Source organism: Roseococcus sp. GW821-FHT12F05 (genome assembly GCF_058806835.1).
Map to the genome: position 1 here is coordinate 56,306 of NZ_JBXAQB010000016.1, position 23,149 is coordinate 79,454.

At 70.6% G+C, this 23,149-nt stretch carries 22 protein-coding genes and 1 pseudogene; 8 read left to right on the plus strand and 15 right to left on the minus strand.

From position 1 onward, the window contains the following. Positions 1-79: 79 nt before the first annotated feature. Both AC1ROY_RS27905 and AC1ROY_RS27910 read left to right on the plus strand, forming a co-directional pair. Positions 80-799, plus strand: coding sequence for a pyridoxamine 5'-phosphate oxidase family protein (locus AC1ROY_RS27905; protein ID WP_493152201.1), 720 nt, complete (start codon positions 80-82; stop codon positions 797-799). Next, positions 786-2,189 (plus strand): amidase family protein, encoded by a 1,404-nt coding sequence (locus AC1ROY_RS27910; protein WP_493152202.1) that lies wholly within the window; start codon positions 786-788, stop codon positions 2,187-2,189. Before AC1ROY_RS27905 ends, AC1ROY_RS27910 begins: the two co-directional genes overlap by 14 nt. Here the strand turns inward: AC1ROY_RS27910 and AC1ROY_RS27915 are convergent, their stop codons facing one another. The 8 genes and pseudogenes from AC1ROY_RS27915 to AC1ROY_RS27950 form a co-directional block, all read right to left on the minus strand. Continuing rightward, complete coding sequence (locus tag AC1ROY_RS27915; RefSeq protein ID WP_493152203.1) at positions 2,190-2,951, minus strand: ABC transporter permease; 762 nt, start codon at positions 2,949-2,951, stop codon at positions 2,190-2,192. It abuts the gene before it with no gap. Positions 2,952-3,129: 178 nt separating this feature from the next. Next, complete coding sequence (locus AC1ROY_RS27920) at positions 3,130-3,873, minus strand: ABC transporter ATP-binding protein (RefSeq protein ID WP_493152204.1); 744 nt, start codon at positions 3,871-3,873, stop codon at positions 3,130-3,132. A gap of 26 nt (positions 3,874-3,899) precedes the next feature. Continuing rightward, positions 3,900-4,907 carry an ABC transporter substrate-binding protein gene (locus AC1ROY_RS27925; RefSeq protein WP_493152205.1) on the minus strand — a complete coding sequence of 336 codons (1,008 nt, stop codon included), beginning with the start codon at positions 4,905-4,907 and terminating at the stop codon, positions 3,900-3,902. Positions 4,908-4,970: 63 nt separating this feature from the next. After that, the gene (locus tag AC1ROY_RS27930) at positions 4,971-5,393 is read right to left on the minus strand and encodes a cupin domain-containing protein (RefSeq protein ID WP_493152206.1); all 423 of its coding nucleotides are present in this window, start codon (positions 5,391-5,393) and stop codon (positions 4,971-4,973) included. Continuing rightward, a pseudogene (gene mmsB / locus AC1ROY_RS27935) lies at positions 5,390-6,274 on the minus strand (3-hydroxyisobutyrate dehydrogenase); the annotation flags it as partial. The gene AC1ROY_RS27930 and the pseudogene mmsB, both read right to left, overlap by 4 nt. 36 nt (positions 6,275-6,310) lie before the next feature. Continuing rightward, positions 6,311-7,846, minus strand: coding sequence for an alkaline phosphatase D family protein (locus AC1ROY_RS27940; RefSeq protein ID WP_493152207.1), 1,536 nt, complete (start codon positions 7,844-7,846; stop codon positions 6,311-6,313). After that, positions 7,839-8,513, minus strand: coding sequence for a DUF599 domain-containing protein (locus AC1ROY_RS27945; protein ID WP_493152208.1), 675 nt, complete (start codon positions 8,511-8,513; stop codon positions 7,839-7,841). The genes AC1ROY_RS27940 and AC1ROY_RS27945 overlap by 8 nt, the downstream gene beginning before the upstream one ends. Positions 8,514-8,543: 30 nt before the next feature. Beyond that, positions 8,544-9,755: an NADP-dependent isocitrate dehydrogenase gene (locus tag AC1ROY_RS27950; RefSeq protein WP_493152209.1), complete on the minus strand. Its 1,212-nt coding sequence runs from the start codon at positions 9,753-9,755 to the stop codon at positions 8,544-8,546. A gap of 189 nt (positions 9,756-9,944) precedes the next feature. Between AC1ROY_RS27950 and AC1ROY_RS27955 the strand changes: the two genes are divergently transcribed. Together AC1ROY_RS27955 and AC1ROY_RS27960 are read left to right on the plus strand one after the other, a co-directional pair. Further along, on the plus strand, positions 9,945-11,297 hold the full coding sequence (locus AC1ROY_RS27955; RefSeq protein ID WP_493152210.1) for a hypothetical protein: 1,353 nt from the start codon (positions 9,945-9,947) through the stop codon (positions 11,295-11,297). A 54-nt stretch (positions 11,298-11,351) separates the two neighbouring features. After that, the gene (locus tag AC1ROY_RS27960) at positions 11,352-12,086 is read left to right on the plus strand and encodes an SDR family NAD(P)-dependent oxidoreductase (RefSeq protein ID WP_493152211.1); all 735 of its coding nucleotides are present in this window, start codon (positions 11,352-11,354) and stop codon (positions 12,084-12,086) included. 7 nt (positions 12,087-12,093) lie between these two features. Here AC1ROY_RS27960 and AC1ROY_RS27965 read toward each other — a convergent pair whose 3' ends face one another. From AC1ROY_RS27965 to AC1ROY_RS27985, 5 genes are all read right to left on the minus strand, one after another. Next, a complete protein-coding gene (locus AC1ROY_RS27965; protein WP_493152212.1) occupies positions 12,094-13,053 on the minus strand; it encodes an MBL fold metallo-hydrolase in 960 nt (319 codons plus the stop codon). A 14-nt stretch (positions 13,054-13,067) separates the two neighbouring features. Next, positions 13,068-14,048 carry an MBL fold metallo-hydrolase gene (locus AC1ROY_RS27970; RefSeq protein WP_493152213.1) on the minus strand — a complete coding sequence of 327 codons (981 nt, stop codon included), beginning with the start codon at positions 14,046-14,048 and terminating at the stop codon, positions 13,068-13,070. Positions 14,049-14,083: 35 nt separating this feature from the next. Continuing rightward, positions 14,084-15,325, minus strand: a complete 1,242-nt coding sequence (locus AC1ROY_RS27975; protein ID WP_493152214.1) for a class I SAM-dependent RNA methyltransferase — start codon at positions 15,323-15,325, stop codon at positions 14,084-14,086. 138 nt (positions 15,326-15,463) lie between these two features. Next, positions 15,464-16,657 carry an acyl-CoA dehydrogenase gene (locus AC1ROY_RS27980; RefSeq protein WP_493152215.1) on the minus strand — a complete coding sequence of 398 codons (1,194 nt, stop codon included), beginning with the start codon at positions 16,655-16,657 and terminating at the stop codon, positions 15,464-15,466. Positions 16,658-16,778: 121 nt separating this feature from the next. After that, complete coding sequence (locus tag AC1ROY_RS27985; RefSeq protein ID WP_493152216.1) at positions 16,779-17,636, minus strand: c-type cytochrome; 858 nt, start codon at positions 17,634-17,636, stop codon at positions 16,779-16,781. A 124-nt stretch (positions 17,637-17,760) separates the two neighbouring features. Here AC1ROY_RS27985 and AC1ROY_RS27990 point away from each other — a divergent pair, with 124 nt between their 5' ends. After that, the gene (locus AC1ROY_RS27990) at positions 17,761-18,738 is read left to right on the plus strand and encodes a serine hydrolase (protein WP_493152217.1); all 978 of its coding nucleotides are present in this window, start codon (positions 17,761-17,763) and stop codon (positions 18,736-18,738) included. A gap of 94 nt (positions 18,739-18,832) precedes the next feature. On the opposite strand, the gene AC1ROY_RS27995 is transcribed toward AC1ROY_RS27990, so the two are convergent. Further along, the gene (locus AC1ROY_RS27995) at positions 18,833-20,752 is read right to left on the minus strand and encodes a DEAD/DEAH box helicase (protein WP_493152218.1); all 1,920 of its coding nucleotides are present in this window, start codon (positions 20,750-20,752) and stop codon (positions 18,833-18,835) included. A gap of 164 nt (positions 20,753-20,916) precedes the next feature. On the opposite strand from AC1ROY_RS27995, the gene AC1ROY_RS28000 reads away from it, so the two are divergent. Continuing rightward, entirely contained in the window at positions 20,917-21,615 is a 699-nt protein-coding gene (locus AC1ROY_RS28000; RefSeq protein WP_493152219.1) for an alpha/beta fold hydrolase, read from the plus strand. A 57-nt stretch (positions 21,616-21,672) separates the two neighbouring features. On the opposite strand, the gene AC1ROY_RS28005 is transcribed toward AC1ROY_RS28000, so the two are convergent. Beyond that, entirely contained in the window at positions 21,673-22,068 is a 396-nt protein-coding gene (locus AC1ROY_RS28005) for a hypothetical protein (RefSeq protein ID WP_493152220.1), read from the minus strand. Positions 22,069-22,114: 46 nt separating this feature from the next. Between AC1ROY_RS28005 and AC1ROY_RS28010 the strand changes: the two genes are divergently transcribed. Both AC1ROY_RS28010 and AC1ROY_RS28015 read left to right on the plus strand, forming a co-directional pair. After that, entirely contained in the window at positions 22,115-22,492 is a 378-nt protein-coding gene (locus AC1ROY_RS28010) for a PH domain-containing protein (protein WP_493152221.1), read from the plus strand. 111 nt (positions 22,493-22,603) lie between these two features. Then, a complete protein-coding gene (locus tag AC1ROY_RS28015) occupies positions 22,604-23,131 on the plus strand; it encodes a DUF4189 domain-containing protein (protein WP_493152222.1) in 528 nt (175 codons plus the stop codon). The last annotated feature ends 18 nt before the right edge of the window (positions 23,132-23,149 follow it).

The window sequence follows — 23,149 nt, forward strand, 5'->3', positions numbered from 1 at the left end:
AAACGCTCAAATTGGCCCTCGCGACGGACCAATACGTCTGTCACGCTACGGCATCAATTCCATCACCAGGATGTCCGCCATGTCCGAGGTCGTCGACAGCTACCCCATCACCGAGCGCAACAAGGTCCGCCGTCTGCACGAGCGCGGTCGACACGACTTCAAGTCGGTCTACGAGATCCTGGATGCGGCGATGCTCTGCCACATCTCCTATGTGATCGACGGCCAGCCCTACTGCACGCCCACGGCCTTCTGGCGCGAGGGCAACCACCTCTACTGGCACGGCTCCTCCGCGAGCCGGATGCTGCGCACGCAGAAGCCGGGCGTTCCGGTCTGCGTGACGGTCACGCATCTCGACAGCCTCGTGCTGGCGCGCTGCGGCTTCAACCACTCGGTCGACTACCGCTCGGCCATGTGCTTCGGCACGGCTCATATCATCGACGACCTCGACGAGAAGGCGAAGCTGCTCGACCTCATGATCGACCGCTTCTATCCCGGCCGGAACGCCGAACTGCGCCCTAGCACCACGCAGGAGCTGAAGGCGACGATGGTCGTCGGCATGAACATCGATCAGGCCTCCGGCAAGATCCGCAGCAAGGGCATCGGCGACGAGGAGGAGGACTACGCGCTGCCGATCTACGCCACGCGCTTCCCGGTGACGCAGGTGATCGGCGCCGCCGAGGACTGCCCGCGCATGCCGGCGGGCGTGCCCTACCCGGAGGGCCTTGCGGGTTTCACGCCCGGCCGTAGGCTCGATGAGATCATGACGGAGAGCTACAAGAAAACGTATGGCGACACCTGATCTGGCTACCGCCTCGGCGGTCGAAATGGCGGCGATGGTGCGCGCGAAGCGCGCCTCGCCCGTAGAGATCACCCAGGCGGTCCTGGATCGGATCGCGGCCAAGAACCCCTCGCTGAACGCCTTCGTGGCGCTCGACGCCGAGGGTGCCATGGCGCAGGCGCGTGCGGCGGAAGAGGCCGTGATGAAGGGCGAGGAGCTCGGGCCGTTGCACGGCGTGCCCGTCACCATCAAGGACGTGCAGGCCGTGAAGGGCCTGCCGACGCGCCGTGGATCGCGGCTCTCCGATCCCACGCCTGCGACGGCCGATTCCGTGCTGGTCGCGCGGCTGCGCAAGGCGGGCGGGATCATCCTCGGCAAGACCACGAGCACCGAGCATGGCTGGACGGCCGTCAGCGACAGCCCGCTCACCGGCAGCACGCACAATCCCTGGATGCATGGGCGCACGGCCGGCGGCTCCTCCTCCGGCGCTGCCTCGCTCTGCGGCTCGGGCTGCGGGCCGCTGCACATCGGCACCGACGGCGCCGGCTCCATCCGCATTCCCGCGCATTTCTGCGGCGTGGTGGGCTTCAAGCCGACCTATGGCCGCGTGCCCTACACGCCCGTGCCGAACAATGGCGGGCTCTCGCATGCCGGTCCCATCACGCGGAGCGTCACCGACACGGCGCTGATGTTCTCCGTGATCGCCGGCCCGCATCCGCTGGACCACACCTCGCTGCCGGACGTCTTCCCGGCGGCGGTGCCCGAGGGCGGCCTCGAGGGCCTGCGCATCGCCTACAGCCCCGACCTCGGCCATGCGCGCGTCGATCCCGACGTGGCGGCGGCCGTGGAGGCGAGCCTCGAGGCGCTGGTGCGCGGCGGCGCGACCGTGGAGCATGTGACGCCGCCCTGGGGCCCCGAGGGCCCGGCGCTGGAGCGCGAGATGTGGGGCGGCGCGTTCCGCATGTTCTCGGCGAAGAAGCCGGGCGACGAGGCCGAGATGGATCCTGGCCTCGTGGCCTGCACCAACGCCTATCGCGACTTCACGCTCGACCAGGCGCAGGCCGCCATGGGCCGGCGCTTTGCCTATGCGGCGGCGGTGAACTCCTGGTTCTCCGAGGCAGGCTTCGACCTGTTGGCGACGCCCTCCGCCTCGGTCGCGGCCTTTCCGGTGGGACGGCAGCTGCCGCCGCACTGGCCGCAGCACGATTGGGATTGGCTGGTCTGGGCCGAGTTTTCCTATCCCTTCGACCTCTCGCACGGGCCGGCCATCTCGATCCCCTGCGGCTTCAGCCATGAGGGGTTGCCGGTGGGCCTGCAGTTCGCCGGGCGTCGCCTCGCTGATACGCTGGTGCTGCGCGCGGCGGCGGGCTTCCTGCGCGAAAAGCCCTTCGAGGTGACGCCCGCGCGGTGATCACTCGTGCCAGCGCCGCAGCAGCAGGTGCGAGAGCAGCGTCAGGGCGAGGAAGATCAGGATGCCGAAGCCGGAGACCAGCACGAGGGCCGCGAACATCCGCGGGATCTGGAGCTGGTAGCCGGATTCGAGGATGCGCGACGCGAGGCCGGAGGAGGATCCGCCCGTCCCCGCCACGAACTCCGCCACGATCGCGCCGATCAGCGACAGCCCGCCCGAGATGCGCAGCCCCGCGAGGAAATAGGGCAGGGCGCTCGGCAGCTGCAACCGCCGCAGCACCTGCCAGCGGTTGGCGCGATACAGCCGGAAGAGGTCGCGCAGGTTCGGGTCCACGCTGTTCAGCCCCTGCGTGGTGTTGGACAGGATCGGGAAGAAGGCGACGATCCAGGCGCAGATGAGCAGCGCCAGCGTCAGGTTGTCCGCCCAGACGATGATGAGCGGCGCGATGGCCACGATCGGCGTCACCTGCAGGATCACCGCATAGGGGAAGAGCGACATCTCGATCACGCGCGACTGCGCGAAGAGGATGGCGAGCAGCAGCCCCAGCGTCGCCGCCACGAAGAGCGCGAGGAAGGTGATCCGCATCGTCACCCACAGCGAGGGCGCGAGCGTGCCCCAGTCGCGCCAGAGCGTCTGCGTGATCAGCACCGGTCCCGGCAGGATGTAGGGCGCCACATTGTAGTGGCGCACGCCCCATTCCCAGCCGCCCAGCACCAGCACGCCCACGAGCAGCGGCGCCAGGACGCGCAGCACGAGGCTCATGCCAACGGCCGCCTTAGGCGACTCGTTGGCATGAGTCTTTTTCGTGCCCTCAGACGCCGGGCGCCGCCTCCGGCGGCTTGGCTTCGCGGCACTGGCCGCGGCCGCCATTCAGCGGCTCGGCCGGCTGGAGCCGGCCGCAGGTGGATACCAGAGGGGTCGCCGATTTTCATCCGCCGCGTCACGCTGCCATCGCCTTGCCCAGCGCGTGCGAGACGGCGCGGCAATGCGCGGCATAGATCGCCGAGGTGCGGAAATCCGGGGTGGCGCGGTCCCCGGCGGGCACGTGGAGTTCCGCCGCGATGCGGCCGGGGCGCGGCGAGAGGATGACGATGCGCTCGGCGAGGAAGACGCTCTCGAAGGTGGAATGCGTGACGAAGACCGCGGTGAAGCGCTCCTCCTGCCAGAGCTTCAGCAGGTCGGCGTTCAGGCGGAAGCGGGTGATCTCGTCGAGCGCCGCGAAGGGCTCGTCCATCAGCAGCAGCCGCGGACGCGTCACGAGAGCGCGGGCGATGGAGACGCGCATGCGCATGCCGCCGGAGAGCGCGCGGGGATAGGTATCCTCGAAGCCCGAGAGCTCCACCCGCGCGAGCCATTCCCGCGCGCGGCGCTCGGCCTCGCCGCGGGCGACCCCGGCCAGCTCCAGCGGCAGCGCCACGTTGCGGAGCGCCGTGGCCCAGGGCATCAGCGTGGGCTCCTGGAAGACGAAGCCGATCTCGCGCCGTGCGTCGCGGCCCCAGTCGAGGCGGCCCGCGCTCGGCTCGATGAGGCCCGCGATCATGCGCAGCAGCGTGGATTTTCCGCAGCCGGAGGGGCCGAGGAGGGCGAGGAAATCGCCCTCCGCCAGGTCGAGGCTGACATCCTCGACGGCGGAGACGCCCTTCGGGAAGCGCTTGGAGACGCCGTCGAGACGCAGAAGATTCACGCCCTGGCCCGGGCGATCGGACGCGGTCAGAGCCCAATCCGCTTGTTCACGAAGCGCAGGTCGTAGGCGCGGCGGAAATCCAGCCCCGGTGGGTAGATGCCCGCGTCGCGCATCGTGTTGTAGAAGCGCTCCCACCTTGCGTCGGTCATGGCGCCCACGCCGAGCGTCGTCGCGTCGCCCGACATCACGATGCCACGCTCGTTCATCACGCGGATGGCATAGGCGATCCGCTCCTCCGTCATCTCGGGATTGTCGCGGATGATGAGCCGGTTCGCCGCCGCGATGTCCTGGCCCTGCATGTACTGCGTCCAGCCCTCGATGCTCGCGCTGACGAAGCGCTGCACGACGTCCGGCCGGTTGTCCAGAAAGATGCGCTGCAGGTCGATCGTGGTCTGGTAGTTCTCGTAGCCGGCATCGGCGATGAGGAAGCTCCGCGGCGTGGCGCCCGCCTGGATGGCGGAGAAGGGCTCGGAGGTGAGAAACCCCTGCTGGATCGCCATGCGGTTCAGCAGGAAGGGCTGCAGGTTGAAGGTGTAGGGCCGGATCTGCTCGTCGGTGAAGCCGAAGCGGGACTTCAGGAAGGGCCAGTAGGTCACCCGGCCGCCCGAGCCCACCAGGATGGGCTTGCCGCGCATGTCCTCGAAGCTGTCGATGCCGTTGCCCGCATGGGTCATCAGCACCTGCGGGTCCTTCTGCATCATGGCGGCGATGGTCAGCGCGGGCAGGCCCTCGCGCACGTAGTTCAGCGCCTGGAAGCCGTTGGACATGACCATGTCCACCAGCCCCATCAGCATGAGCCGCACGGGGTCGAGCTGCGGCCCGCCCTGACGCAGCTCGCATTCGATGCCGTAGCGCCGGTAGATGCCGGCGGCGAGGGCCTGGTAGTAGCCGCCCTGCTCGGCCTGGGCGCGCCAGTTGGTGTGGAAGGTGACGCGATCGAGGTGCTGCGGGACGGCGACGCGCGCGCCGGCCACGGCGGTCAGCGCGAAGCCGCCGAGGATGGCCCGGCGTTCGATCCTGTAGCGGGTGCGCATGGGGCCCCTCTCCCTTGGCTGTTGCGCGGATTATGTGGCGCAGCTCGCGCGCCGCGCCAGTGTCTATCCGCCAGGTACCGGGACGAGGCCGTGGCGCCGCATGATCTTCGCCATGCGGGCCGGGTCAGGCGTGGCCGACATGGCCTCGGCGATCTCGCGGAAATAGCCGGGGCCGAGCACGCCGGGCGTCAGCACGCAGAGGCAGGTGGCGGGGGCCTGCGCCTCGTTGCGGAAGCCGTGGACGATGCCGCGCGGGATGAAGAGGCTCTCGCCGGGGCCGAGCGCCACGTCCTTCCCGTCGACCCGGAAGACGAGGCTGCCGCCCAGCCCGTAGACCAGCTCGTCCCAGCTCTCGTGGTAATGCGGCACGGGCATGCGGGCATTCGGTTGCACCACCATCTCGAAGGCGTCGAGGCCGCCTTCGGTGCCCTCCTTGGTCTGGAGGAAGCGCAGCTCCAGCCCGCCGAGGCGGATGGTCTCGATCACGTCCGCGCCGTCGCGCGCAGCATGTTGATGATGCCGGAGAAGTCCGTGCCGGCACCGCCGCCCTCGGCGAAGCTCTGGTAGAGCGCCAGGGCCGCGGCGCCCAGCGGCGTCGCGGCTCCGGCGCCATCCGCCGCTTGTTGCGACAGGCCGAGATCCTTCAGCATCAGCGCCGTTGCGAAGCCGGGCTTGTAGTCGCGGTTGGCGGGGCTGCCGGGGACCGGGCCGGGGACGGGGCAATAGGTGGTGACCGACCAGCATTGGCCAGAGGATTTGCTCGCCACCTCGAACAGCGCCTCGTGGCTGAGGCCGAGCTTCTCGGCCAGGGTGAAAGCCTCGCAGGTGCCGATCATCGAGATCGCCAGCAGCATGTTGTTGCAGAGCTTGGCCGCCTGGCCGGCGCCGGCCTCGCCGCAATGGACGATGGTGCGGCCCATGGCCTCCAGGATGGGCTTCGCCGCGGCGAAGCTGGCGGCATCGCCGCCGACCATGAAGGTGAGCGTGCCGGCCTCGGCCCCCATGGTGCCGCCGGAGACGGGGGCATCCAGCATGGGCCGGCCCGCGGCGACGGCGCGCGCGGAGTCCACGTCGATGGTGGAGCAGTCGATCAGCACGGCCTTCGGATCGCTCGCCGCCGCCATGCCGCCCGCGCCGAGCCAGGCGTCGCGGACATGCGCACCGGCGGGCAGCATCGAGATGACGAAGTCGGCGCCGCGCGCGGCATCGGCGGCGGATTGCGCACGGCCCACGCCGCCCTCGGCCGCGGCGTCCATCGCGGCGGCGCTGAGGTCGTAGCCACGGACGTCATGGCCTTTCTTCGCGAGGTTGCGCGCCATGGGCAGCCCCATATTGCCGAGCCCGACGAAACCGATGCGTGCCATTTGCGCCTCCTCTTTTCTGGGGGAAGGCTAGGACAGGCGCTACGCCGCAACCACCCCGGGGCGCCCGGCGAAGGTCACGAAATGCCCGGCATCCTCCCGTGGCGCGTCCGGGCGGACGACATAGGGCACGGCCCGGTAGACCGCCTCCACCCGGTCGGCCCGCGCGACATGCAGCGTGTAGCCACGGCGGTTGCTGTTGAAGCGCAGATGGGGGTACGCCGCCATGATGGCGTCCGCATAGGCCACCTTCGCACCTCCATCGCCGTTGCTGGCGATGGAGGTGCCGATGAACTCCACCAGCACCGGCCGCTCGCCCGGACGCATGGAGACCTCGTTGGCCCAGGCGGAGTGCACGTCGCCCGTCAGCGCCACCACGTCGCGCCCGCCGAGCATGCCGAGCAGCCGCGCTCGGGCCGCGGGGTAGCCGTCCCAGGTGTCCATGGCGAGCGTGCCGTTCGGGAAGGGGCGGGGCGCGAGGAAGATCTGCTGCGCCAGGATCTGCCAGCGCGTGCCGCTGCGGGCGAGCCCGTCGCGCAGCCAGGCCTCCTGCAAGAGCCCGAGCATCTGCGCATCCGGCCGCGCCACGGCCTCGCAGGGCGACACGGCACCATCGCCGCAGGGCTGGTCGTCGCGGAAGCGGCGCGTGTCGAGCACATGCAGGTCGAGCGTGCGGCCGAAGCGCAGGCGGCGGTAGGCGGTGACGTCCACCCCGCGTGGCAGCGCGGCGGCGCGGACCGGCGAATTCTCGTACCAGGCCTGGAAGGCGGCGGCGCAGCGGAGCAGGAAGATCTCCGGCGGTGTGTTGCGCTGGCTGATCAGCCCGGCCCAGTTGTTCTCGATCTCGTGGTCGTCGTAGCTCGTGACGAAGGGGTGCGCCGCATGGGCTGCGGCGAGGTCCGGATCCAGCCGGTACTGCGCGTAGCGGGCACGATAGTCCTCGAGGGTAAGCACATCGACGCTGTGATGCGTGCGCGCGAGCGGCCGGCTGCCGGGCCGGGTGCGGTACTCGTAGATGTAGTCACCGTAGTGGAAGACGAAGTCGATGTCCTCTTCCGCGGCGGCGTGGCGCCAGGCGGTGAAGAGCCCGTGCTCGTAGTTCTGGCAGCCGGCATTGAGGAAGCGGATCGGCGCCTCGCTGCCCGGCTCCGGCGCGGTGCGCGTGCGGCCGATGCGGCTCTCTCCGCCCATCGCGCGGAACCGATAGAAGTAGGTCCGCGCCGGCTGGAGGCCGCACAGCTCGACATGCACGGAATGGCCCAGCGCCGGCGTCGCGGTGAAGCTGCCGCGCTGGACCGTGCGGGCCATGCGCTCGTCCTCCGCGACCTCCCAGGCGACCTCGACCGGCGCCGGCCCCATGCCGCCGCCTGCCGCCATCGGATCGGGCGCGAGGCGCGTCCAGATCACCACCCCGTCCGGCCAGGGATCGCCGGAGGACACGCCCAGCGTGAAGGGATCGCCCGGCGCCTGCGACTGCGCGCAGGAGGGCTGCAACGCCGCCAGCGCCGAAAGACCGGCCGCGCCCCGCAGCAGCCCGCGCCGCCCGAGCTCCAGCAGGTGCCGGGTCACGCTACGCACGCGTCAGCACCTCGCGGACCACCGAGCGGAACTCGCGCCGGTGCAACTCGCGCAGCACCACGATCGAAGCGATGATCAGCGCGATCGGGTGGATGATCCAGGCCAGCGCCGCCAGGCCGAAGTAATAGGCGCGCAGCCCCGTGTTGAAGTGCCGCGCCGCGCGGTTCGCGACCTTCGCCGCGGCCTCGGCCTGCAGGATGAAGCCGTCGCCCTGGCCCAGCCCGCCGATCAGGATCGAGGTGTAGTTGAACTGCCTGAGCGCCCAGGTGAGCTCGAAGAAGGCGCGGATGAAGATGAAGACGAGCAGAAAGATCCGCATCTCCCAGGCCATCTCGCTGGTCGGCGGGTCGGTGAAGGGCAGGTTGAGCAGCACTCGCCGGCCGAGGTCCGAGGCGCTCAGCAGCGCCACCAGCCCGCCCAGGATGAAGATGGAGTTGTTGGCGAGGAAGGACGTGCTCGTCATCAGGTTGTTGACGATCGAGACGTCGCTGATGCGGTTGTCGCGCTCGAGCAGCGCGATCATCCAGCGCCGCCGGTGCTCGTCCATGGAGGCGATCACCGAGCGGGACTGGATGGACGGGATGCGGTCCACGATGGCCGCATATCCCGCCCAGCACAGGAAGAAGATCGCCAGCGCGACATAGTCGAGCGGCGACAGGAGACTCACGGCGTCAGGTCTGCCTGGCGCCGCTGCGCATCAGGCCATCGCCTTCTTCAGGTTCTCGTCCAGCGCCGAGAGGAAGGCCTGGGTGGAGAGGTAGGCCTGGTCCTTGCCAATGAGGATGGCGAGGTCCTTGGTCATCTGGCCGCCCTCGACCGTGGAGATGCAGACCTTCTCCAGCGTCTCGGCGAAGGCCGTCACATCCGGCGTATTGTCGAACTTGCCGCGATAGGCGAGGCCGCGGGTCCAGGCGAAGATCGAGGCGATCGGGTTGGTCGAGGTCTCGCGGCCCTTCTGGTGCTCGCGGTAGTGGCGCGTCACCGTGCCGTGCGCGGCCTCGGACTCGACCGTGTTGCCGTCCGGGGAGAGCAGGACCGAGGTCATCAGGCCGAGCGAGCCGAAGCCCTGCGCCACGATGTCGGACTGCACGTCGCCGTCGTAGTTCTTGCAGGCCCAGATGTAGCCGCCTTCCCACTTCAGCGCCGAGGCGACCATGTCGTCGATCAGCCGGTCCTCGTAGACGATGCCGAGCTCCTTGAACTTGTCGGCGAACTCCGCGTCGAAGATCGACTTGAAGATGTCCTTGAAGTTGCCGTCATAGGCCTTGAGGATCGTGTTCTTGTGGCTGAAGTACACAGAGTACTTGCGCGCCACGCCGTAGTTGAACGACGCGCGGGCGAAGCCCTCGATCGAGGCGTTCAGGTTGTGCATCATCATCGCGACGCCGGCGCCCTTGAAGGGGAACTCGCCGATCTCCTGCACCGCGCCGCCCTCGGGCGTGTAGGTCATCTTCACCGTGCCGGGGCCCGGCACCTTCATCTCGACCGCGCGGTAGATGTCGCCGTAGGCATGGCGGCCGACCACGATCGGCTTGGACCAGTGCGGCACCAGGCGGGGCACGTTCTGGCAGATGATCGGCTCGCGGAAGATCGTGCCGTCGAGGATGTTGCGGATCGTGCCGTTCGGGCTGCGCCACATCTTCTTGAGGCCGAACTCCTTCACGCGGGCCTCGTCCGGCGTGATCGTCGCGCACTTGATGCCGACGCCGTACTGCTTGGTGGCGTTCGCCGCGTCGACGGTGACCTGGTCGTCCGTCTGGTCGCGATACTCGATGCCGAGGTCGTAGTACTTGAGGTCGACGTCGAGGTAGGGGTGGATCAGCTTCTCCTTGATGAAGGCCCAGATGATCCGGGTCATCTCGTCGCCGTCCATCTCGACGACGGGGGTCTTCACCTTGATCTTCGCCATATCCTGATGCCCTCTTGGCCTCCTGCCCCATGGGGCATGGGAGAGGCCGTCCTTGCTGTTGCGATGCGGGCCGCACATTCGCACCGCCCCGAAAAGGCGGCAAGGGAGAGGCCCGGAAATCCGTGCTTGCACGCCATGAGCCGTGTCTATTTATTGCGCGCCTGAACAACGCCCTGGGATGACGCGTCCATGGCCATCGGAGGCCGAGAGCTGATCCGCGCGCTGGCGCACAGATCCTCCGTCGCCTTCGTGATCCTGGTCACGACACTGCTCGCCGGCGCATGGCTTCTCGTCCAGCAGGCCTCCCGCGCCTCCGAGCAGGCCGCGCTCGCGCTGGCCGGCGAATCCGCGGCGCGCGCGGCGCTGGCGCTGCGCGGCGAGATCCTGACGATCGAGGGGCGGCTGCACCGCGCCCAGCAGGGCGGCGCGCTGGTTGCCGGCGTGACGCTGGGGCCGCTGCCGCCGGAGACGGCGCGGCGCCTTGAGGGCGCCATGCCGGGACACCTGCTCTTCCTGCCGCTGGAGGAGGGATCGGCGCCGGAGATGCTCGCCGTCCTCGCGCCCTCCGCGCCGGGAACGCCCACCGTCTCGCAGCGGCTGCCCATCTCCACGCTGGAGGCACGGCTGGTGCCGGCGCCCGGCACCGGCCTGCGCCTGCTCACCGCGCAGGGCGTGGAGCTTGCCGCGCTGTCAGTGCCGACGGGCTACGGCCACGCCGTCCGCGCCAGCCTCTGGGTGCATGAGGGCAGCCTGCGCGTCGAGGGCCTGGCGCGCTCGCACGGTGTGCCGATCCTCTACTGGTTCATCCCCGTCCTCGGCCTCTGCCTGATCGGCGTGATCTTCCGGCAGCAGATCGCGACGCGCGAGCGGGCGCAGCGCAAGCTCGGCGCGCTGCGCGGCAGCCTCGCGCGGCATGCGGCACAGCTCAGCGTGAACGAGGCGCGGATGCGGCTGACCCAGGCCGAGCGCGCCGCCGCCGAGCGCCGCGATGCCGCGCTGATCGAGGCCTGGCCGGGCCCGGCCGCGCTGATCGACGCCTCCGAGCGCCTCTGCGCCTGGAATGCCGCCTTCGCCGGACTCGTGCCGGCCGGCGTGCTGCGCCGGGACCTGCAGCTCGGCATGCTGCTGCGCCACCTCGACACGCGCAGCGGCCCGCGCCGGCGCGAGCGGGGCCAGCGGCCGCAGGTGCGGCTGACGCCGATGGCCGACGGCAGCCGGCTGATCGAGGGCGTGATCGACCAGGCCACGCCGAACAAGGCCGGCAACGAGGCCCGCCGCCTCTGCCGCGCCGAGCTGGAAAGCCGCGCGCCCCTGCTGCGCGAGGCCGTCGAGGCGGCGGATGCCGAGGCGGCCAAGGCCCAGGCCCATGCGATGCGCGGCCTCGCCTCCAATTTCAGCCTGACCGAGCTGACCTCGCCGCTGGAATGGATCGAGCGCGGCGCCGAGACGCAGGACGTGGCGGCCATGGCGGCAGGACTCAACGCGCTCGACGCGCATCTGGAAGCGGCGCTGCGCCAGCTCGACGACCAGCGCGCGGCTTGACCCTTGGCCCCTTTGGGCGATGCTCGCCGGAATATCGGGCGGGGGGGGGGACATATGGGACAGTTGACGGGTCGGGTGGCCGTGGTGACCGGCGGGGCGCGCGGCATCGGCCTTGCCATCGCGGAACGGCTGACGCTCGACGGCGCGAAGCTGGCGCTGTGGGACAGCGACATCGCCGCCGCCAAGGCCGCCGCGGCCCGGATCGGCGGCCATGCCGAGGCGGCCGACGTGACCGACGCCGCCAGCCTCGAGGCCGCGCTGGCCGGCACGGAGGCGGCGCTGGGGCCCGTCGACATCATGGTCGCCAATGCTGGCATCACCGGCCCGAACCATCGGCTGGAGGATTATCCGGTCGAGGACTGGCGCCGGGTGATCGAGGTGGACCTGGTCGGCGTCTACCTGACCTGCCGCTGCGTCGTGGCGGGCATGCGGGCGCGCAACCGCGGCCGCATCGTCAACATCGCCAGCATCGCGGGCAAGGACGGCAACCCCATGGCCTCGGCCTATTCGGCCGCGAAGGCGGGGGTGATCGGGCTGACGAAATCGCTCGGCAAGGAGCTGGCGGAGACGGAGGTGCGGGTGAACTGCATCACGCCGGCCGCCGTCGAGACGGAGCTGTTCCACCAGATGACGGCGGAACAGGTGGCCTGGATGAAGTCCAAGATCCCCCTGGGCCGCTTCGGCCTCGCCTCCGAGGTGGCTGACATGGCCGCCTTCCTGGCCTCGGACGCGGTGAGCTTTTCCACCGGCGCGGTGTTCGACTGCTCCGGTGGGCGCGCGGTCTACTGAGGCCCGCTCAGACGGTGCTGGTCCAGTCCGCCGGGACGAAGCGGAAGCCGCCGGTCTCCTCGAGGATGTAGCCGGTCCCGGGGAAGGGGAAGTGATAGGCGGCCATGCGCGCCCGCTCGGCGGCGATGCGGCCGAAGAGGCGGCGCCGGCTCTCCACCGCCATCGCGCCGTCGAAGTCGAAGATGGAGTGCCAGCCGGCCTGCCGCAGGAAGAGCTCCGGCCGCCCGGCCGCATCGGCGGTGACGAAGAACTGCTCGCGACCGCTCGCGATGTGGAAGGAGCAGTGGCCGGGCGTATGGCCCGGCGTGGCGACGGCGCGGATGCCGGGCGCGACCTCCGCCTCCGCCTCGAACATCCGCATCCGCGCGCGCAGGGGCGCGAAGCGCCGGGCGGTGTTCGCGAAATTGCCGCGCTGGAACTGCGGGCTGCGCGTCTCGTTGGCGGTGTCGCTCCACCAGGCCCATTCGGCGGCCGGCACGGCGACCTCGGCATTGGGGAAGAAGGGCTGGTTGTCGCGCGTGGTGAGGCCGGTGATGTGGTCGCCGTGGAAATGGCTGACGGCGACCAGCGTGACGTCCTCGGGCCGCAGGCCCGCGGCGGCCATGTTGCGCGGCAGGAGGCCGGTGCCCGGTGCCATCTGTCCCGCGCCGGTGCCGGCGTCGAAGGCGACGAGGCCGCGGCCGGTGTCCACGAAGGTGACGATGTAGGGGTTCATCAGCCCGCGCGTCGGCAGGGCCGCGCCTTCCAGCGCGGCCCGGACCTCGGCGGCATCAGCGTTGGTGACCAGGCCTTCCAGCGGATTGGCCCGGAGCACGAAGCCGTCATGCACCGTGGTGACGGTGAAGTCGCCCACCTTGAAGCGGTAGAAGCCCGGCGCCTGGGCTTCGGGGGTGGTGGGTGCCGTCTGGGCGGCGGCCGTGCCGGCGATGCCCGCCGCGACACCTGCCAGAAGGAAGCGGCGGTCCATGGCCGTTCTCCCGCTCACACCGCGCTCGACCAGTCGGCCGCGACGAAGCGGTAGCCGTTGCCGTCCTTCACGAAATAGCCGTTGGCCGGGAAGGGGAAGTGGTAGCCCGTCACGCGCATGCGGTCCGTCGCGACCCGGTCGAGCACGCGGCGGCGGGTGGCGGCGGCCATGTCGCCGTCGAAGTCGAAGACGATCTGCCAGTCCGGTCTCACCGCCATGAGCTCCGGGCGGTTGGTGACGTCGGCGAGGAAGACCATCTGCTCGCCGCCATCGGCCAGGTGGTAGATCGTGTGGCCCGGCGTGTGGCCATAGGCGGCCATGGCGCGGATGCCGGGCACCACCTCGGCGCCGTCGGCGATCTGGCGGATGCGGCCCTGGTAGGGCGCGAAGCGGCGCGCCGTGTTGGCGAAGTTGCCACGCTGGCCCTCGGGGCTGCGGGTCGCGTTGCCCTGCTCGGTCCACCAGGCCCATTCCGCCGCGGGCACCACGATCTCGGCATTGGGGAAGGCGCGCCCGTTCTGCGCGTCGAGCAGGCCGTTGATGTGGTCGCCGTGGAAATGGCTGAAGATGACTGCGGTCACCCGCGTCGGGTCGATGCCCGCGGCGGCCATGTTGGCGGCCATCTGGCCCGAGGTCGGGTTCATCGCCACGCCGGTGCCGGTGTCGAACGCCACGAGCCCGCCGGGCGTCTGCACGAAGGTGATGGTGAAGGGCACGGTCAGCATGTCGGCCGGCATGAAGCTTTGGGCCAGGACGGCCTGGACCTCGGCCAGCGGCGCGTTGCGCACGAAGCCCTCGACGGGCCGGCGGAAGAAGCCGTCATGCACGGTGGTGACGGTCAGGCCGCCCACCTTGAAGCGGTAGAAGCCGGGCGCCTGGGCGTTGGTCGCGGTCGGCGCGGCGGGGGTGGCGGCCTGCTGGGCGGCGGCGGGCAGAGCCATGGCTGCGGCCACGGCGGCCGAGCCGGCGAAAAGCGTGCGGCGATCTGTGGTCATGGCTGTTTGTCTCCCGGAGAGCACCGGTCGGGCGCTCAGCGGGCGAAGACAACCACAGATTCGAGATGCGGGGACCATAGAAATTGATCCACCGGCGTCGCTTTCAGGAGCCTGAAGCCCGCGGCGCGCAGGGTGGCGGCGTCCCGGCCCAGGGCCGCGGGGCCACAGGAGACGTAGATGACGCGCTCCAGCTTGCTGCGGGCGATCTGGGCCACTTGCTCGGGCGCGCCGGCGAAGGGCGGGTCCAGCACGACGGCGGCGTAGTTCTTGAGCTCGAGCGGCAGCAAGGGCTGGCGCGCCAGATCCCGGCGCTCGGCGCGGACGCGGATCTGGCCGGCGCCGGCGCCGGCCCGCAGCGCCTCGGCAGCGGCCGCGTCGCCCTCGAAGGCCTCGACCAGCACGTGCTGCGCCAGCGGGAAGGAGAGGGTGCCGATGCCGGCATAGAGGTCGGCCACCCGCGCCCGGGGCGAGCGCTTCTTAGGCAGGCCCGCCAGCACGGCCTCGATGATCGCGGCCTCGCCGGGCGCGCTGGCCTGGAGGAAGGCGCCGGGCGGTGGCGTCACCGTCACGCCGGAGAGGCTGTGGCGCACCGGGCGGATCTGCGCTGCGACCTCGGCGCCGCCCTTGGCCTCCCAGCCGATGCGCGGGATGCCCTCGGCCTCGGCGAAGGCGGCGAGCAGGCGCCGGTCGGGCATGGAGAGCGGCATGTCGGTGCGCAGCAGGATGTCCGGCCCGCTGTCGAGCATGTTGATCACGGCCGAGCCCAGCCGCCGCAGCGCGTTCAGCCCGCGCAGCGCGTCGGCCAGCCGCGGTAGGAGGGCCACGAGGTTGGGCAGGACCACATGGCATTCGCGCATGGGCACGAGGTTGGTGGTGCCGCGCTCATGGAAGCCGATCTCGATGCGGCCGTCGGCCAATCGCTCCAGGCCGAAATCGGCGCGCTGCCGGACGGAGCGCGGCGTCGGGACCATGGGCTCGACCTCGGGGTCGGCGTAGCCAGCGCGCGACAGGGCCTCGGCGAGCCTTCCGCGCTTCCACGCTGCGTAGGGATCCTCGTCCCAGTGCTGCAACGCGCAGCCGCCGCAGATGGTGAAATGGCGGCAGGGCCATTCCACGCGCTCGGGGCTCGGCTCCAGCACCTCGACGAGCGCGGCGCGCTCCTTGCCGGTGGGACGCGCCTCGACGCGCTCGTCCGGGAGCGTGAAGGGAATGTGCAGGGGGCCAGGAGCGATGCCGTCGCCGCCGGCGCCCATGCGCTCGATCCGGTAGTCCGGCATGGTATTCCTTGTGAAATGCGAGGGGCTCTGCCCCTCGGCCCCGCCAGGGCTTTATGCCCAGGACCCTCTGACTGATGAGGGTCCAGGGAACATGTTCCCTGGTGGGGGGAGTTTGAGGGGGGTAAAGCCCCCCTCAAGTCAACCGAAGGCGTTGAGCCCCGTGATGGCCCGCCCGAGGATCAGCGCGTGCACGTCATGCGTCCCCTCATAGGTGTTCACCGTCTCGAGGTTCATGACGTGCCGGATCACGTGGTACTCGTCCACGATGCCGTTGCCGCCGTGCATGTCGCGGCTCATGCGCGCGATGTCCAGCGACTTGCCGCAGTTGTTGCGCTTCACGAGCGAGATCATCTCCGGCGCCGCCTTGCCCTCGTCGAAGAGCCGGCCCACGCGCAGCACCGCCTGCAGGCCGAGGGTGATCTCGGTCTCCATGTCCGCGAGCTTCTTCTGGATGAGCTGCGTCTGGGCCAGCGGCTTGCCGAACATCTTGCGGTTCAGCGTGTACTCGCGCGCGGCGGCCATGCAGAACTCGGCGGCGCCCAGCGCGCCCCAGGCGATGCCGTAGCGCGCGCGGTTGAGGCAGGAGAAGGGGCCGGCCAGCGAGCGCACGCCGGGCAGGCGGTTCTCGTCGGGGACGAAGACCTCGTCCATCATGATCATGCCGGTGATGGAGGCGCGGAGGCTGAACTTGCCCTCGATCTTGGGCGTGGTCAGGCCCTTCATCCCGCGCTCCAGCAGGAAGCCGCCGAGCGTGCCCTCGTCGTCCTTGGCCCAGACCAGGCAGACGTCGGAGATGGGCGAGTTGGTGATCCAGGTCTTGGAGCCAGAGACCAGCCAGCCGCCATCGACGCGCTTCGCCTTGGTGCGCATGGAGTTGGGGTCGGAGCCGGCGTCGGGCTCCGTCAGGCCGAAGCAGCCGACCCACTCGCCCGTGCGCAGCTTCGGCAGGAACTTCTGCTTCTGCGCCTCGGAGCCGTAGGCGTGGATCGGGAACATCACGAGCGAGGACTGCACGGAGAAGGCGGAGCGGTAGCCGCTGTCCACACGCTCGACCTCACGCGCCATCAGGCCATAGGCCACATAGGACACGCCGGCGCAGCCATAGCCCTCCAGCGTGGCGCCCAGAAAGCCCTGCTCGCCGAAGGCGTTCATGATGGAGCGGTCGAAGGTCTCGTTCCGGTTCGCCATCAGCACGCCCGGCATCAGCTTGTCCTGGCAGAAGTCACGCGCGGCGTCGCGGATCATCCGCTCGTCCTCGGTCAGCTGCTCGTCCAGCAGGAGGGCGTCGTCCCACATGAAGGGCGGGGTCTTGGTCCTGGTGACGACGTTCATCTTCTCTTTCCTTCGGGCACGCCGGATCGACGGGAGATGCGCGTCCTATCACGCCCCCGCCACGGAAGCGCAAGCCCGCCGTCACCTGGGCATGCACGGCCTGTGCGCCGCGCATGGGAGACTACTCCAGGGGAGGCAGCGACCGCAGGTACGCGAAGATGTCCGCGACGTCTCGGTCGGTCATCTGCGCCCAGACCCGGCCGCGGCCCATGGGCGGCATGAGCGGACGCCCGTCGCCGCCGATCTCCTCGCGCAGCGCGCGGGCGAACCGGGCCTCGGTCCAGCTCCCGATGCCGAGCTCGGAATGCGGCGTGAGGTTGCGCGCGACCACCACGCCCCAGGGCCCCTCGAAGGTGAGGCCTTGCGCGCCGGGCCGGGCGGGGTCGATCCGGCCGTCGGCGAGGCGGCCGGAATGGCAGTCCAGGCAATGCGCCACCGGCCCCGCCAGATAGGCGCCGCGCGAGACCGGGTCGTCCGCCGGCCCCGGCACCGGGCCGGTCACCTGCGGATAGGGCTGCAGCGGGAAGGGGTAGCGGGACGGCCCGGTGGCATGGCGCACCGGCGGCACGGTGCGGAGATAGGCGACGATGGCGCTCATGTCCTGGTCCGAGATGCCGCGGTAGAAGCCGATCGGCATGGGCGGGCCGATGAGGGAGCCGTCCGGTCTCCGGCCCTCGCGGATCGCCGTGACGATCTGCGCGTCCGTCCAGGCGCCGATGCCGGTCTCGCGGTCCTGCGTGATGTTGGGGATGACGGCGCGCATGCCGCGTTCCTCGATCACCATGCCGCCGGCGAGGCCGCGCCCCTCGATCGGCCGTCCGTCCGCGGCGCGTGTGGCGTGGCAGTTGCCGCAATGGCCGACCACCTCGACGATGTAGCGCCCGCGCGCGACCAGCTCGGCCGGCGCCTGGGCCCAGGCGGGCGAGAATACCGAGACAGAACACAGGGCGATCCATCCCGCCACGAGCCAATGCTGCATTCCCGACCTCTTCGATCCTGTTGCGTTACCGAAAGATACGCGGGAATGGGATGCTTCAGGCTAAGTATCGTGCGACATCCGTAACCCCGTGGCGTTTGCCTCCAGACATCAGGATGCCTCGAAGATGCCGATCCAGATCCGCCGGCGGCGCGCTTTCCTTGCGGCGCCGCTCCTTCTCCCGGCCGGCGTGCTCGCCCAGGGCGTGCCCGTGAACGCCGTCGAGGAGGCCATGACCGGTTTCGCCGCGCTGCCCGGCACGGTGAGCGCCTTCGTGGCGGTGGACGACCCGGCCGGCGCCTGGCAGCTGGGCCACCAGCCCGACCGCCCGCTCTTCGTGGGCAGCGCGGTGAAGACTTTCATCCTCGCCGCCTATCTGCTGGCCGTGCAGGACCAGGGGCTGACCCTGGCCGAGCAGCTGCCGGTCAACGACGAGGTCCGCTCGCTGGTCAGCCCCGTGCTGGGCGAGCTCACCGGCACCATGCCCGCGCGTTCCGTGCTGGAGGCGATGATCGCGCACAGCGACAACACCGCGACCGACATCGCGCTGAAGAAGGTCGGCGTGGAGGCGGCGCGGGCGGTGATCGCGCGCGTGCCGCTGCAGGGCGTGCGCATCCCGACCTCGACGCGGCGGCTCTTCTCCCACCTGGCGGGCGCGGCGCCGGGGCAGGACCTCGGCTGGGCCGGCGCGCAGGCGGTGATGGCGGACCGGCTGCCGGGAACGCCGCGGCCGGTCATCAACGACACCGAGACCATGGTCGCGCCGGCCAGCGCGCTGGTGGCCTGGTACCGCTACGTGCTGTCGGGACGGCTCTTCACCTCGGAGACGGCGCTGTCGGAGTTCCGCCGGATCTCGGCGATGGCGGACGCGCTGAGCTTCGTGATTCCGCCGGGCATCGCCGCCTACGGCAAGGGCGGCAGCATCGTCTGGCATGGCGAGAACGCGCTGGCGCTCGCGGGCCAGATGGTGGTGCGCGGCATCCCCGCGAGCTTCTGCTTCTCGTACAACTGGCCGGGTGGGCCGGAGTCGGTGCCGCCGGCGACGGAGGCGCTGATCCCGGCCGTTCGCGCTGTGCTGCGTGCGGTGGCAGCGCGGATTTCATAGCGGCCTTGAGGGGCTTTGCCCCTCAAGCACCCCGCGGGGAAACTCAGTTTCTTGGATCTTCGGTCGGTTCAGGGCCAGGGCGCCCCTCGTTGACTTACGCCGCGGCGTCCGTGTCCTCGGCCACCTCGACAGCCTCCCGCATCTCGCGCTTCGCGCGGATCGGCACCAGCATGAAGGCCGGCACGCTGTCGCCGAAGCCGACGACGGAGGGGCCCATGTCGTCCCGGTCGCGGCCACGCGCGCGGAACTCTTCACGGCGATACTCCTCGCGGCGCGGGCGCTCGTCGCGATCGCGGGCCCGGAATTCCTCGCGGACCGGTGCCTCACGGGCCGGTGCCTCGCGAGGGGCCTCGTCGCGGCCACGCCCGCGCGGACGGTCGTCGCGGCGGGGGCGATCCTCGCGCGCCGGACGCTCCTCGCGGGGCGCCTCTTCGGCACGCGGCGCCGCCTCGGCCCGGGGGCGATCGTCGCGGTCGCGACCCCGGCCGCCGCGCTCGCGGCCGCCACGCTCGCGACCGGCATCGCGGCCGCTGGAAGCGCCGCCCATCGGCCGGCCGCCACGGCCGCGCCGGCGGGTCGCCGCCTCGGCGATCTCCTCGTCGGTGACGGGGTCCAGCCCCTCGACCTCGAGGCGCGGGATCGGCGCGCCGGTCAGCTTCTCGATGGCCTGAACCAGCTTGCCGTCATCGGCCGTCGCGATGGAGTAGGCATGCCCTTCGCGCCCCGCGCGGCCGGTGCGGCCGATGCGGTGGACATAGTCCTCGGAGTGGAAGGGGATGTCGAAGTTGAAGACGTGGCTGAGCCCGCCGATGTCGAGGCCGCGCGCGGCGACGTCGGAGCAGACCAGCAGCCGGATCTCGTTGTTCTTGAAGGCGTTCAGCGTGGCGAAGCGGGCCGACTGGTCCATGTCGCCATGCAGCGCGCCGACCGAGAAGCCGTGCCGCTTCAGCGACTTGTAGAGGATGTCGACGTCCACCTTGCGGTTGCAGAAGATCAGCGCGTTCTGCACCTGCTCGCGGCGGATCAGGCGGCGCAGCGCCTCGCGCTTGTCGCGCTCCTGCACATAGACCACGCCGGTGGTGATGGTCGTGGCCACCGTCGCCGGGCGGCTGACGGTGATCTCCTTGGGATTCTGCAGGAAGGCATCGGCCAGGCGGCGAATCTCGGGGGCCATGGTGGCCGAGAAGAACAGCGTCTGCCGCAGCTGCGGAATGATGGAGACGATGCGCTCGACGTCGGGGATGAAGCCCATGTCCAGCATGCGGTCGGCCTCGTCGATGACGAGGAGCTTGCAGTCCGCCATCAGGATGCGGCCGCGGTCGAAGAGGTCGAGCAGGCGGCCCGGCGTGGCGATCAGCACGTCCACGCCCTTCTCGAGCACGTCGCGCTGGTCGTTCATGCTCTCGCCGCCGATGAGCAGCGCGTGGTTCAAGTTGAGGTACTTGCCGTACTTCACGAACTGCTCGGCCACCTGCAGCGCGAGCTCGCGTGTCGGCTCCAGGATGAGGCTGCGCGGCATGCGCGCCTTGGCGCGGGAGCCGGCAAGGATGTCCATCATCGGCAGGGTGAAGCTGGCGGTCTTGCCCGTGCCGGTCTGGGCGCAGCCCAGCACGTCGCGGCCCATCAGCACGATGGGGATGGCCTGTTCCTGGATCGGCGTCGGGTGGACGTAGCCGGCCTCGGTGACGGCGCGGAGCAGCTCGTCGGAGAGGCCCAGGTCGGCGAAGGTGGCGCGGGGCGGGCCGGGCTCCTCGGCGTCGTACTCCTCGTCGGAATACTCGCCGTCGGCGCGCGGGGCTTCGGCCTCGGCCTCGGATTCGTCCTCGGCGGGAGCTGCGGCTTCGGCCACGACTTCCGGTGACGGCACCTCGGAGACAGCTGCCTCGACGACGGGTTCGGCGGGAGCCTGTTCCGCGGCGGTGGCAATGGGGGTGTCAGGAGTAACGGTGGTCTCAGTGTCGGCGACGGCCGGATCGGTTCCGGCGAGCGCGCTCGGCGCGGTGGTCTCGTTCAAAGTTCGGCTTCCTGGCCTGAGGGCCGGCGCATGTGGCGCGCACGGCCGGTCGGGCGGACCTGCCGCCCTCTTCTGCAACGAGCCGCATATGCGCCCGATGCGGGCGGAACGCAACACGAAACCCGCGCATTGCGCGCCGGTCTGGCGCGAATTATCCACAGGACATGCTTCGCCCCCTGCTGCTGCTTCCCGGCCTCCTCTGCGATGGCCGCCTCTGGCGCGACTGCCTGCCGGCGCTGGCGGGAATCGCCGATCCGCGCGTCGCCGACCTCACCCGCGACGACAGCGTCGCCGAGATGGCGTCGCGCGCGCTGGATCTGGTGGAGGGCGAGGAGCGCTTCGCCGTCGCCGGCCTTTCCATGGGCGGCTATGTCGCGCTGGAGGTCTGGCGCCAGGCGCGCGGGCGGATCACGCATCTGGCGCTGCTCGACACCTCGGCGCGGCCGGACACGGAGGAGCAGAAGCGCCGCCGGCGCGCGCTGATGGCGCTGTCGAAGTCCGGGCAGTTCAAGGGCGTCACGCCGCGGCTGCTGCCGAGCCTCATCCACCCCTCGCGGCTGCAGACGCCGCTCGCCGAGGAGGTGATGGAGATGGCGGCCCGCGTCGGGCATGAGGGCTTCCTCCGGCAGCAGCTCGCGATCATGGGCCGACCGGATTCCCGGCCCGACCTGCCCGAGATCGATGTTCCCACCCTTGTCGCCTGCGGAGATGAAGATTTGCTGACTCCGCCGGAGCTGCATGACGAGATGGCGTCGCTCATTCCCGGGGCGCGCCGGCTGGGCTTCGCGAAAGCGGGTCATCTGCCGACGATGGAAGTCCCGGAGATGGCCGGCGCGGCGCTGCGGGAGTGGCTGTCCGCCTGAAGCACGCTGGCGCGTGATTCAGATCTGCGGCGACTTCGCGCCTTCGATCATCACGCCTTAGCTTGCGATGCAGCGCGTGACGCCCGGTTGCGCCCGGGCCGTGCTCGCGGTGGTGCCGGGCGGGCAGGGGGCCTGCGCGCGGGTGGGCGCCGCGATGCCGCGATCCCAGCCGCGCACCTCTGGATCGTCGCCGAGCATCCCCACGCCGCTCGCCGGCGCGCAGCGGCCGCGGCCCTGCGGCACGCCGCCATGCGGGCAGAGGTAGCGGCGTGCGGCCTCCAGCGCGGCGCTGCTGGCGCGTGGCGCCCGCAGGCCGGCCATGCGCATGCGGGTCTGCGCCTCCGCCAGCGGCGGCAGGGACACGAGCAGGGCCAGCAGGATCAATGAGAGGCGCATCGGGGACTCGACATCCGGCCGGACGACGCGGTTGCGCGCGCCGCCGGCCGCCGCCATCCTCTCCTCCATGGATACACCCCGGCCGTCCCAGCAGGAAACCCTGTTGCTCGAGGTCCGCGAGACCCGGCGCAGCTTCGGCCTGGGCCGAGGGCTGCTGAGCCTGCTGCTGCTCGGCCTGCCCTTCCTCGGCCGCCAGCGCATCCGCATCACCAACGAGCGCATCGTCATCGAGCAGGGCTTCTGGACCAAGATCCGCGACGACGTCGAGGTCTTCCGGATCCGCGACGTGGTGGTGAAGCAGAACCTCTATCACCGCCTCGTCGGCATCGGCGACGTGGTGGTGAAGAGCATGGAGGGACGCGCGTCCGAGGAGCAGCACCTGCTCAAGGGCGTGGCCGACCCGGTGGGCGTGTCGGAGACGATCCGCAATGCCTGGAACGCGGTGGCGCGGCCGAGAGGGCCGGCGACAACCCTGGACTGAGAATCGTCGCGAAAAAGCGACGATTTCAGACTTGTGAGTGCAACTTCCGGATGTTAGCTTCCGCAGCACGCTTTGGGGGCGGGCGGACAAACTCCGTCTTGTGATGACTGCATGAAGCTGGTCGCTGTCCTGTTCGGGGTTCTGTTCGTCGGCGCGCTCGCGATTCCGCTGGGCAGCCCGCCGCCGGCCGACACCTGCGGCACCTCTTGCGTGAGCCCGATCCAGCCCGTCGCCTTCTCCCAGCCGCCTGCCACGCCACTTGCCGCGCCGGGGCCGCAGCCGGTGCGCTACGGCGCCTTCTCGCTCGCCCGTCCGCCGAGCTTCCGCTACGGCGTCGCCGTCGGCCAGCGCGACCGGCGCGCGGCGCAGGAGGCGGCGGAGGCCAGCTGCCGCTCCACGCCCCGCGGCTGCTCGCAGATCATCGAGTTCACCGACAGCTGCATCGCCATCACCGAGGGCATCAAGCGCATCGCGCTGGTCATCACCAGCGACCCCCGGACCTACGAGGTGCGCGGCATCGACTACGGGACCGCCTCGAACCCGGCCGACGCGCAGCAGGCCGCGATGCGCGAATGTGCGGCGCGCGAGCGCGGGGCGCTCACCTGCCGGGTGGTCCAGTCGGTCTGCGGGCCGCGCTGACGCGTCGGGCCCGGCGAG